Source organism: Streptomyces sp. OR43, from assembly GCF_008042275.1.
In the GTDB taxonomy this organism is placed as follows: Bacteria; Actinomycetota; Actinomycetes; order Streptomycetales; family Streptomycetaceae; genus Streptomyces.
In genome coordinates this window covers 1-11,041 of the sequence record NZ_RDBK01000051.1, presented here as the reverse complement: position 1 = coordinate 11,041, position 11,041 = coordinate 1, and the positions used below count along the sequence as shown (strand labels likewise).

The following is an 11,041-nucleotide window of genomic DNA, read 5'->3' as shown; positions in this document are numbered from 1 at the left end:
GTGCCAGCGTCCGGTCTTCGTGGGTGTGGTGGGGGCGATGACGGTGCCGCCGTTGTGCGGGGCSGTGGAGGTGCGGTTCCAGCGCAGGGCCATGGTGCCGCCGTCGCCGGGGGTGCGGTAGCCGGCGACGATGGCCTGGGTGCCGTCGGTGAGGGGGTGGGTGTTCAGGGCGCGCAGTGCGGTGACCGTGTCCAGGCGCAGGACGTTTCCGGTGCGGTCGGGTGCGGCCTGCGCGGGGCCGGTGGCCACGGCCGAACCGGCCACGACCAGACCGGCCAGACCCGAAGCCCGCAGAAGATTCCGGCGGGACGAGGCAGAAGACGAAGCGGCGGATGAGGCAGCGGGCGAAGCATGGACGGACATGACGGAGGTGCTCCTCGCGTTGTCGATGCGTGCGCGGTGGGAGGCGATGCGTGCGCGGTGGGATCCGGCCGCGGGCCGGTCGCGGTCAGAGCGTGGTGCGGTACGGCGGCATGAAGCGCATCCGCGGCATCTGGTCCGCCAGCACTCCCCCGTCGACGACGAGGCGCGTGCCCGTGAGATACGCCCCGGCGTCCGAGGCGAGCAGCAGCAGCGCGCCCACGCATTCGTCGGCTTGCGCGTACCTGCCGAGCGGGATGCGCTCGCGGTACGCGGACTCGAAGGCCTCCCGGTCGAAGGGGAACTCGCCGTCGATGGGGGTCTCGACCATGCCGGGGGCCAGGGTGTTGGCGGTGATGCCGTGCGGGGCGAGCTCGATGGCCAGTGTCTCCGTGAGCAGTTGGGCGGCGGCCTTGGAGGCGTTGTAGTGGGCCAGACCGGCCTCTGCCACCAGTGCGTTCTTCGAGGTGATGGTGACGATGCGGCCGGGGACGGCGTCGGCCGTCATGTGCTCGGCGATCCGCTGGCTGAGGAAGAAGACGGCGTCCACGTTGACCCGCATGATGCGGGACCAGCCGGCCGGGGTGATCTCGTTGAAGCGTTCCAGGGCCGCCGTGCCCGCGTTGTTGACCAGGATGTGCAGCGGTCCGGCCTCGGCGCGCACGGTGTCGGCGAAGCCGGCCAGCGCCTCGGTGTCCGCGAGGTCCTGCCCGTACACACGGCAGCGTCGGCCGAGCGCCTCGATCGCCGCGGCGGTCTCGGCGACGCCCTCGGCCCCGGGCAGGTCGACCAGTACCAGGTCCGCGCCCGCCTCGGCGAGCCCGACGGCGAAGGACCGGCCCAGGCCCCGGGCGGCCCCGGTGACGACCGCGGTGCGGCCGGTGAGGTCGAAGCGGTCGGTGCCGCGGGGCGGGACGGCTGCGGTCATCGCGGGATTCCTTCGGGAGGGGGCGAGGCAGGAGGGTGGTGGGCCGCCGCGCAGGGACACAACAGGGTGGGAGCGCGGCGGCTCGGCTGCGGACCGGCAACCGGGCCGGGGGGCGGCACCGGGCGCCGGGTCCGCAGGCTGTGGGGAACGGCCCGTTCAGGGCCGGTCAGCCGACCAGGGCCGTTCAGCCGATCAGCCGTTCAGGCCCAGCAGATCGAGCGAGGGCCGGTGGATGATCTCCTCCACCGCGTCCGCGTCGAGCGGCGGCAGTCCGGGGATACCGGGGATCCGGGCGATCTCCCGGAGCCCCTTCACGGAGTCGTCGACCGTCGTGAACGGGTAGTCGCTGCCGAACAGCACCTTGTGGAAGACCCCGTAGTCCTGCACCAGCCGGAGGCTGTGCCAGAGCTGGAAGGGCCGGTAGTGCAGGGCGCTGAGGTCGGCGTACACATGCGGGTGCTTGCGGATGACCGCGATGCACTCGCCCTCGAACGGGTGGCCGAGGTGGGCGAGGACCATCCGCAGTTCCGGGTGGCGGATGGCGACGGCGTCCAGGTGCCGGGGCATCGCCCACTCCAGCGGCGCGCTGGAGACGAACGTCGTGCCCGTGTGCACCAGGAGCGGCAGCCCGTGCCGTTCGGCGTACGTGTACAGCTCGTCGTACTCCTCGGCTGCCGGGTCGAAACCCGCGTACATCGGCATCAGTTTGATGCCACGCAGGCCCAGCTCCTGGTGGCCGTAGCGCATCTCCTCCTGCCAGCCGGGCTGGGTGGGGTCGAGCGCCAGGTAGCCGATCAGCCGGTCGGGGTGTTCTCCGGCGTACGCGGCCACGGCGGCGTCGTCGACCCAGAGGCCGCTGCGGCGCGCCTTGCCGCCGACGACGATCGTGCGGGTGGACTCGGGTGCGGTGGCCGCGTAGTCCTCCCACTTCACCGTGAGGTCGACCTCGCCCGCGTGGGCGCGGGCGGAGTCGGAGCTGAACGGGTCGGTGAAGTCGTGGCTGTGCCGGAAGAGATGGGAGTGGACATCGGTGATCATGTGCGGTTCCGCTTCTCCCAGCCGTCCGCGAACATGTTCCAGAAGCGGTGGCTGGGCGGGTGTTCCTCGAAGACCTCGTCGACGAGTTCGACGCCGAGCCCCGGAGCGGTCGGCAGACCGATGCGGCCGTCCTCCATCGGGAGGGTGCCCTTGAGCGCGTCGAAGACGAACGGCTCCAGGAGCCCGTCGAAGGTTTCGAGGATCTTGAAGTTGGGGATTCCGAGCGCCGCGTGCACCGAGACTGTGGTGCAGAGCGGGGAGTTGGAGTTGTGCGGGGCCACGAGCATGCCGTGGGTGTCCGCGATCGCGGCCAGCTTCCTGACCTCGGTGAAGCCGCCGGCCATGGAGAGGTCGGGCTGGATGATGTCGACGGCGTTCGTGGCGAAGAGCTGCTTGTACTCGTAGCGGTTGTGGAAGTGCTCGCCGCCGGAGATCGGGAACGCGGCGCGCTGCCGCAGTTCCGCGTACCGCTCGATGTGGGTCCAGGGCATCGGCTCCTCGAACCAGCCGATGTCGAACGGCTCCAGTTCACGGACGAGACGGGCGGCGGTCGGCATGGCGAAGCGGGCGTGGCCCTCGATGAAGAGGTCGATGTCGGGGCCGATCGCCTCGCGGACCGCGGCGACGAGGTCGAGGGAGCGGCGCAGTTCGGCGCGCTCCAGCTCGTGCAGCCCGGGGCCGAAGGGGTCGAACTTGAGGGCGGAGTAGCCCTTGGCCACGGTCTCCCTGGCCTTGGCGGCAAAGATCTCGGGCTCTCGTTCGCCGGTGTACCAGCCGTTGGCGTAGACGCGGACGTCGTCGCGGCAGGCGCCGCCGGTCAGCCGGTAGGCGGGGACGCCGAGCGCCTTGCCCATCAGGTCGTACATCGCCTGGTCGAGGCCGGACAGGGCGATGCCGCCCATGTCGCCGCCGCGCAGGAAGTCGCCCTGGTAGACGCGGAGCCACAGCTCCTCGATGTCGAAGGGGTCGGCGCCGATCAGGTGACGTGCGGCGATGGCCTCGGTGAGGGCGCAGACCTCGCTCACCCGGTACGGGTGGGTGATCTCGCCGATGCCGGTCAGGCCCTCGTCGGTGTGGACCCGGACATAGCCGAAGTCGCGCCAGGAGGTGCCGAGCATCAGGGTCTCGACACGGGTGATCCGTCCGGCGGGGCCGGCGGGGCGGGTGCGGGTGACGGTCAGCATCAGCGGGTCGCTCCGCCCATGGTCGAGGTGTTCTCCAGGTCGCGGGCGCCGCCGTCGGCGAGGACGGCCTTGACCGCGGCCTCGGTGCCCTCGATCAGCCGGTCCACGTCGGCGTCGGTGTGCGCGTAGCTGATGTGGCTGCGCTTGAGGTTGAGCGGGAGCTCGAACAGGCCGTGGTCCAGGAGTTTGCGGCGGTAGCCGACGAACATCGACGCGTCGTTGTTCAGCAGGTCCGCGTACGTACGGGGGGCCTCGCCCGGCATGAAGTAACTGACGAAGACGGAGCCGTAGCCGGTGACGACGGCGGGCACGCCCAGGCGCTCGTACAGGCCGGTCAGTTCGGTGCGGACGCGGTCGCCGAGCCGGAAGACGTGGTCGTGGACCGGTTCCTCGCGGAGCTTGCGCAGCGTGGCGAGGGCGGCGGCGACGACGGACGGGTGGCCGTTGTACGTGCCGGCGAAGAAGGCGGGCGCGCCGGGGCGCGTGGAGAAGAGGTCCATCAGGTCGGCCCGGCCGCCGATCGCCCCGACGGGGGCGCCGTTGGCGATGGCCTTGCCGAGGGTGGTGAGGTCGGGCGTGACCCCGGAGATCTGCTGCCAGCCGCCGATGCTGTGGCGGAAGCCGGTGATGACCTCGTCGAAGATCAGGACACTGCCCGCCTTCGTGGTCTCGTCGCGCAGCGTGGTGAGGAACTCCTGGTACGGGAGCAGCGCGCCGACGTTGTGCGGGACGGGTTCGACGATGACGGCGGCGATGTCGGAGCCGTGTTCGGCGAAGGTGCGGCGAACGGCCTCGCTGTCGTTGAACGGCAGGACGAGGGTGGCTTCGAGGACCTCGGGAAGGATGCCGGTCGAGATCGGGTCGTGGCCGCCGACCTTCGAAGGCTCGGAGATGACGTTGAGGCTGACCGCGTCGTGCCAGCCGTGGTAGCAGCCCTGGAACTTGACGACCAGGCGGCGGCCGGTGGCGGCGCGGGAGACGCGCAGCGCGTGGAACGTGGCCTCGCTGCCGGTGCTGGTGAGCAGGACCTTCTCGATCGAGGGAATCAGCTCGGCGAGCTGCTCGGCGAGAAGGACCTCGCCCTCGGTGACGCCGACACCCATGTGGCCCAGCGTCGCGCCGGCCTCGGCGGTGGCGCGGGCCACGTCCGGGTCGTTGTGGCCGAGCAGCGGCGGGCCGAACGCCGAGTGGAAGTCGGTGTACTCGCGTCCGTCGGCGGTACGGAACCGTGCGCCGTGGGTCCCGGTGACGACCAGGTCCGTCAGTCCGGGAACGCTGCGCTGACCGCTGTTCACGCCGCCGGGTACGACCTGGCGGGCGCGCTCGGCGAGTCGGGCTCCGGATTCGTTGCCTGCCGGGCCTGAACTCATGGTGCTTGCTCCTTGCGTCGAGAGTCGTCGGTTGTCTCGGGCCCTGCCCGGCCCGTGAGTCCCTGGCGCCATCCGCCCGGCAGTCGCCGCAGGAAGAGGGTGATCCGTGGTGCTTGGTGATGCGTCTCGCTTTTTCAGAACACTGTTCTGTAGAGCAGAACAGTGCCTGGATATTACGTCCGCCCCGAAAACCGGTCAACCCCCTTCCGGCCCGCCAAGGCCGGAAAGGTGCGGGTTGCGCGAATCGGAGGTGCCCTCCGCGCGCCCGGATCCACTACCCTGTTCTGCTATGACGAACAGTGCTGCCCCAGAAGAGCCGAAGTACTGGGTCAAGAGCGTGGCCAGGGCAGCGGACATCCTCGAAGCGCTCGCCGCTCCCTCGCAGGGAAACGGCCTGAGCGTCACGGAAGTCGGCCAGGCCTGCTCCATCTCCAAGAGCGCCGCCTTCGGCATGCTCCAGACCCTGCGCGCCTACGGACTCGTCTCGGACGACGGCGAGGGCATGAACCGCCGCTACCGGCTGGGCATGAGCCTGGCCCGGCTCGGCGACCGCGCCAGGTCCCAGGTCTCCCTGCGCGGCGTCGCCCATCCCGTTCTGCGCGATCTCACCCGGGCCACCGGCATGGCGTCCCGGCTCGCCGTGCCCGAGGACGGCCACGCGGTCGTGGTGGACCAGGTCGAGCTCGACCAGCGCGTCCGGCTCGATCTGCGGATGGGCCAGCGCGAACTGCCGCACTGCACGGGCCTGGGCAAGGCGCTGCTCTCCGCGATGCCGCAGGGCGAGGCCGCCTCGGTCGTCGAACGGTTCGGGCTGCCCCGGCGCACCTCCCGCACCATCACCGATCCGGCGACGTTCCTGTCCCATCTGCGCGACATCGCCCGGGTCGGCTACGCCCTGGACGACGAGGAGGACGCCGAGGGCATCATCTGCATCGGGGCGCCGGTCTTCGACGACCGGTCGGTGTGCGCCGGGGCCGTCTCCATCACCGGTCTCAAGCTCGGTCTGCCGGCCTGGCGCTACCAGGAACTGGGCGGCCAGGTCCGCGACGCGGCCCGCCGGATCAGTGTCTCGCTGGGCTGGGCCGAGGACCCGGAGCCCGACGCCCAGGATGCCGACGCGTCGCATTCCGACGGATTCGGGTCTTGACCGATCGGCTTCACCCGCCGTAGGTTCCCTGCCAACCGAGGTGACTTTCCACCGTCACCGATGATTTACCCCTTCCGGTCCGCTTCCGGCGCCTGCCCACCGCGCCGTGAACACCCGAGGACCGAACCCTTTTCAGCCATCCGCCTCATGGCAGTCCACCGCAGGAACGCTCCCTCACTCGTCGCACTTCTCGGAAGGCGAAGTCCGCATGAGCGTTCCGCACCACAGCACCCCCGCGTCCTCCCGCCGGAATCTTCTGCGGGCTTCGGGTCTGGCCGGTCTGGTCGTGGCCGGTTCGGCCGTGGCCACCGGCCCCGCGCAGGCCGCACCCGACCGCACCGGAAACGTCCTGCGCCTGGACACGGTCACCGCACTGCGCGCCCTGAACACCCACCCCCTCACCGACGGCACCCAGGCCATCGTCGCCGGCTACCGCACCCCCGGCGACGGCGGCACCATGGCCCTGCGCTGGAACCGCACCTCCACSGCCCCGCACAACGGCGGCACCGTCATCGCCCCCACCACACCCACGAAGACCGGACGCTGGCACCAACTCCACACCGGAACCCTCGAYTTCCGCACCTTCGGCCACTTCGACACCAGCACCCCCGCCGACAACGCCCTCGACGCCCTCGTCAACGACCCCGACGTCCACCGCATCGAAGCCCACACCGACCTCCTCYTCACCCGACGCCACCTCTTCGACCGCTCGAACATCGAACTCGACTTCGGCGGCCACCACCTCCACACCACCGGCATCGAGAAGAACACCCACGACAACCCCTTCGGCGCCGTCCTCTCCTTCCGCGGCACCCCCACCGACACCACCGTCACACACAGCCTGAGCGCCGCGATGCCGGACCTCTCGGATCTCTTCGAGGTCGGTGACGCCTCGAAGTTCGCCGTGGGCCAGTGGTGGGCCGTGGAGACCGACGCCCTGGCGGGGAAGTACGAGAAGGAGATCCAGCGCCTGGTCCAGGTCACCGATGTCGTCGATCCGGCGCACATCCGGGTCAACTACCAGATCGGCTGGGACCTGGCGGCCGGGCGCACCCTCACCTGGACCCGGGTCGAGCCCGTCGACCGTGCCCACGTCCGCAACATGGTCTTCGAGGGCTGGGGCGAGGACGAGATGACCGGCTCGCACCCGGTCGCGTACGAGTACGCGGTGCGCTGCGACGTCTCGGGCATCGAGGCCGTGGGCACGTTCTGGCCGGTGGTGATGCGCCGCTGGTGCACGTACTTCCGCACCGAACAGTGCTCGCTCACCAACCCGAAGTCCGTCACCTACGGCGGCGCGGGCTATCTCACCCAGCAGATCTACTGCCTGTACGGGCACGTGGAGGACTGTCACACCTCCAACGCCCGTCACCTCAACGACTTCACGGCCTCCGCCTACTGCTACGTCACCAACTGTCACGGCGACGGTGACGACGAGGGCCCGTTCGTGACGCACGGCCAGTTCGAGCACGACCTCGTCTACACCGGCAACTCCGGTCTGATGACGTTCGCCAACTCGGGCGCGGCCTGGGGCGGCAGAGCCAAGCGGATCACCGTGCGGCGCCACGCCTGCTCCTGGTTCGTCGCCCGCGTCAAGATCACCGATCTGACGCTGGAAGACGTCCTGGTCATCGGCAAGGAGTCCCTGGCCGGCTCCGGAATGCTCTGGGTCAACGCGGACGGTGTGCAGCTGCGTGGCTGTACGGCCACGGGTCCGCTGATCGTCTCCCGGTCCTCGGACCTCTCCGCCCGCCCCAATGTGATCGCGGACTCCTCGTTCGCGTTCGCGGCGGGGGCGGAGGTCACCCAGGCCAGTGTCACCGTGCCGCTCACCCTTCAGCGCTCCACGCTGAAGGGCGTGGACGGCGCGGTGTTCAACGGCACCGGGCCGCTCGTCCTCGACCAGTGCACGCTGACCGGATCGAAGGACAGCGCCCCCGTCTCGCTCGCCCACAGCGACATCACCGTGCTCGGCGGCGAACTGCGCGACAGCGGGCTCAAGCTGACCTCGGCGAAGAACCAGCGCCTGCGCGTCGACGGCACACGGCTGTCCGGCACCAACAAGGACGGCGCCCTGCTCGCCCGTACCGGCTCCGGGCGCACCGTCGACTGGCAGCTCAGCGGCCTCGACTCGACCGCGCCCGAGGGCACCGCCCATGTGCGGGTCACCGACGGTGTCAACCGCTACCGGGCCACCGGCTCCACCTTCACCGGCGGCCGGCTCGAACTGCGGCCGGCCGGGTTCGGCGGAGACAGCCATCTGCTGCACACCGGCTGCGTCGAGGACGGCACCGAGCGCACCGCACTGCCCGACGAGAGCGACCGTGTCGCCCATACGGCGGCCACGCTCCGCTTCTGACCATCTGGCCCAACCGCCCATCGAGCACCAGGGATTCCCCGTGTCCACGCATACCCCGATCACCGGCCGGCCCGTACGGGTCGCCCTCGTCGGCGCCGGCAACCGCGGTCTGACGTACGCCGAGTGGATCAAGGCGCACCCCGAGCGCGCCGAGCTCGTCGCCGTCGCCGACCCGCGCCCCGCCGCACGCGCCGCCGCCGGTGCGCCCGTCGAGTTCGACGACTGGCGGCCGCTCGTCGAGAACCGGATCGCGGACGCCGTGATCGTCGCCACCCAGGACCGCTTCCACGTGGAGCCGGTGCTGGCCCTGGCGGAGGCCGGTTACGCGATCCTCGCCGAGAAGCCGCTCGCCCCGACCGAGGAGGAGACCCGCCGGATCGTCGAGGGGGTACAGCGGGCCGGGGTGCTGTTCGCGGTGTGCCACGTCATGCGGTACACCCCGTACACCGACCTGGTGAAGGAGGCCGTGGACTCCGGTGTGCTCGGGCAGCTGGTCTCGATCGACCATCTGGAACCGGTCGGCTGGTGGCACTACGCCCACAGCTACGTACGCGGTCCGTGGCGCAGCGAGAAGGACTCGTCCCCGATGCTGCTCGCCAAGTCCTGCCACGACCTGGACTGGATCACGTACGTCATGGGCGGCCGGATCGAGCAGGTCACCGGATTCGGCGGGCTGAAGCACTTCCGGCCCGAGAACGCCCCGGCCGGGTCCGCGGACCGCTGCCTGGACTGTGCGGTCGAGTCCGGCTGCCCGTACAGCGCGCTGAAGCTGTACATGCCGACGCTGCGTGAGAAGGGCGCGGTCTGGCCGGTCACCCATGTCACCGAGGCGACCGACGAGGCCGGGCTCGTCCAGGCGCTGCGCGAGGGCCCGTACGGGGTCTGCGCGTACCGGAGCGACAACGACGTGGTCGATCACCAGGTCCTCGCGATGCAGCTCACGGACGGGGTGACCGCGACCTTCCAGATGGTCGCGTTCACCGAGCAGACGCACCGGCAGACCCGGATCTTCGGTTCGCACGGCTGGCTCATCGGTGACGGTGAGCGGGTCACCGTGCAGGACTTCCGGACCGGCGAGTCCACCGTCCACGAACTCGGGGCGTCCGGTTCGAACGCGGCCGACGGGCACGGCGGCGGGGACGCCGCGCTCGTCGAGGCGTTCGTCACCGCCGTCGCCACCGGGGACGCCGGGGCCGTCCGCTCCGGCCCCGCCACCTCGCTCGGCAGCCATCTCGCGGCGTTCGCCGCCGAACGTGCCCGGCACACCGGCACCGTCCAGACGGTCCCGGCTCAGTGACTTCCTCTCTTTCCGCCCTCACGTCCTCGGAGGACCTCCTCATGTCCCGTCTTCTCACCCGCCGTTCCAGAGTCCGCGCCCTGGCCGCCCCCGTCCTGGCGACCGCCCTCGCCGCCGGTGTGCTGGCCGGCTGTTCCGGCAGCGGCGACGACGGCAACACCGTCACCATGTGGACCTACCCGGTCATCTTCGACGAGGCGAAGAACAAGGCGTACTGGGACGGCCTCGTCAAGGCGTTCGAGAAGGAGCACGCGGGCGTCACGGTGAAGGTGGAGACCTTCCCGTGGGCCAACCGCGACACCGCGCTGGCCACGGCCATCGCCTCGGGCAAGGGCCCGGACGCCGTCTATCTGATCCCGGACCAGCTCCCGAAGTACGCCAAGAGCATCGTGCCGGCCGACGACTACATGCCGGCCGACGCCAAGTCCGACTACACCGACTTCGCGCTGAAGTCCGTCACGGTCGACGGCAAGGCGCTCGCCACCCCGATCCTGACCAGCGCCAACCCGCTGATCTGCGACAAGCGCGTCTTCGCCGCCGTCGGTGAGAAGAGCTATCCGACGAGCTGGGCGGACCTGGAGGCGCTGGCCCCGAAGCTGAAGAAGAAGGGCTACTACGCCACCAGCTACAGCGGCGACACCCAGCAGACGCTGAACATGACGTTCTACCCGCTGCTGTGGCAGGCGGGCGGCGACGTCTTCTCCGAGGACGGCAAGAACGTCACCTTCAACGACGCGGCCGGCGTCAAGGCACTCACGTATCTGAAGAAGCTGGTCGACGGCGGCTACACCGACAAGGACCTGGTCACGACCACGCCCAAGCTGGAGCAGACCCCGACGGCCAAGGGCAAGGTCGCGTGCACCTGGCAGAACACCACGGCGGACGTCGAGCCGTTCTGGGGCAAGGAGAACATCGTCGTCCGGCCGCCGCTGAAGGAGACCGCCTCGGTCGGCTACGGCACCGTGGGCGCGCTCTCGATGCTCAAGGGCGCCGACAAGAAGAACACCGGGGACTGGCTGAACTTCGTCGCCGAGTCGAAGAACGCGGCCGGGCTGCAGAAGGCCGCGGGCTACTTCCCGGCCCGTGAGTCCGGCGGTGATCTGTACCCCGGAGACGCGCTCCAGACCGCGGTCGGCGCCACGCTGCCGAGCATGGACGTGGGCCCGCTGCAGGACAAGGCCCGTGAGGTGCAGGGCATGCTCGCGCCGGAGATCCAGGCGGCGCTGCTCGGCAAGAAGAGCCCGCAGGACGCACTCGACGCCGCGCAGAAGGCGGCGCAGGCGATGCTCGGCCGCTGATCCACGGTCGCGGGGCCGGCCTCCGGCCCCGCGACCCCACGGGGGCACACCGCCCCCGAC

Annotated in this window: 8 protein-coding genes and 1 pseudogene; 4 read left to right on the top strand and 5 right to left on the bottom strand. The window is 70.5% G+C overall.

What is annotated here, in order from left to right; translation table 11 throughout:
- The 5 genes and pseudogenes from EAO72_RS40140 to EAO72_RS40120 form a co-directional block, all read right to left on the bottom strand.
- Positions 1-363 (bottom strand): annotated as a pseudogene (locus EAO72_RS40140) (peptidase C14); the annotation flags it as partial.
- Positions 364-448: 85 nt separating this feature from the next.
- Positions 449-1,288 (bottom strand): SDR family NAD(P)-dependent oxidoreductase, encoded by an 840-nt coding sequence (locus tag EAO72_RS40135; RefSeq protein ID WP_148022326.1) that lies wholly within the window; start codon positions 1,286-1,288, stop codon positions 449-451.
- Positions 1,289-1,480: 192 nt separating this feature from the next.
- Complete coding sequence (locus EAO72_RS40130) at positions 1,481-2,326, bottom strand: amidohydrolase family protein (RefSeq protein ID WP_148022325.1); 846 nt, start codon at positions 2,324-2,326, stop codon at positions 1,481-1,483.
- A complete protein-coding gene (locus tag EAO72_RS40125) occupies positions 2,323-3,510 on the bottom strand; it encodes a mandelate racemase/muconate lactonizing enzyme family protein (protein WP_148022324.1) in 1,188 nt (395 codons plus the stop codon). Before EAO72_RS40125 ends, EAO72_RS40130 begins: the two co-directional genes overlap by 4 nt.
- Positions 3,510-4,880 carry an aspartate aminotransferase family protein gene (locus EAO72_RS40120; RefSeq protein WP_148022323.1) on the bottom strand — a complete coding sequence of 457 codons (1,371 nt, stop codon included), beginning with the start codon at positions 4,878-4,880 and terminating at the stop codon, positions 3,510-3,512. Before EAO72_RS40120 ends, EAO72_RS40125 begins: the two co-directional genes overlap by 1 nt.
- Positions 4,881-5,169: 289 nt before the next feature.
- On the opposite strand from EAO72_RS40120, the gene EAO72_RS40115 reads away from it, so the two are divergent.
- The 4 genes from EAO72_RS40115 (at position 5,170) to EAO72_RS40100 (ending at position 10,981) form a co-directional block, all read left to right on the top strand.
- A complete protein-coding gene (locus tag EAO72_RS40115) occupies positions 5,170-6,027 on the top strand; it encodes an IclR family transcriptional regulator (RefSeq protein ID WP_148022322.1) in 858 nt (285 codons plus the stop codon).
- 208 nt (positions 6,028-6,235) lie between these two features.
- Entirely contained in the window at positions 6,236-8,386 is a 2,151-nt protein-coding gene (locus tag EAO72_RS40110) for a peptidase C14 (RefSeq protein WP_261991857.1), read from the top strand.
- Between the two features lie 40 nt (positions 8,387-8,426).
- Positions 8,427-9,683 (top strand): Gfo/Idh/MocA family protein, encoded by a 1,257-nt coding sequence (locus EAO72_RS40105; protein ID WP_148022321.1) that lies wholly within the window; start codon positions 8,427-8,429, stop codon positions 9,681-9,683.
- Between the two features lie 41 nt (positions 9,684-9,724).
- Entirely contained in the window at positions 9,725-10,981 is a 1,257-nt protein-coding gene (locus tag EAO72_RS40100) for an ABC transporter substrate-binding protein (RefSeq protein WP_148022320.1), read from the top strand.
- Positions 10,982-11,041: the final 60 nt, after the last annotated feature.

Bases quoted from the DNA above. Each gene is read 5' to 3' on its own strand.
- EAO72_RS40125 (WP_148022324.1), bottom strand. From the start codon at position 3,510: ATGCTGACCGTCACCCGCACCCGCCCCGCCGGCCCCGCCGGACGGATC.
- EAO72_RS40100 (WP_148022320.1), top strand. From the start codon at position 9,725: ATGTCCCGTCTTCTCACCCGCCGTTCCAGAGTCCGCGCCCTGGCCGCC.
- EAO72_RS40130 (WP_148022325.1), bottom strand. From the start codon at position 2,326: ATGATCACCGATGTCCACTCCCATCTCTTCCGGCACAGCCACGACTTC.
- EAO72_RS40115 (WP_148022322.1), top strand. From the start codon at position 5,170: ATGACGAACAGTGCTGCCCCAGAAGAGCCGAAGTACTGGGTCAAGAGC.
- EAO72_RS40135 (WP_148022326.1), bottom strand. From the start codon at position 1,288: ATGACCGCAGCCGTCCCGCCCCGCGGCACCGACCGCTTCGACCTCACC.
- EAO72_RS40120 (WP_148022323.1), bottom strand. From the start codon at position 4,880: ATGAGTTCAGGCCCGGCAGGCAACGAATCCGGAGCCCGACTCGCCGAG.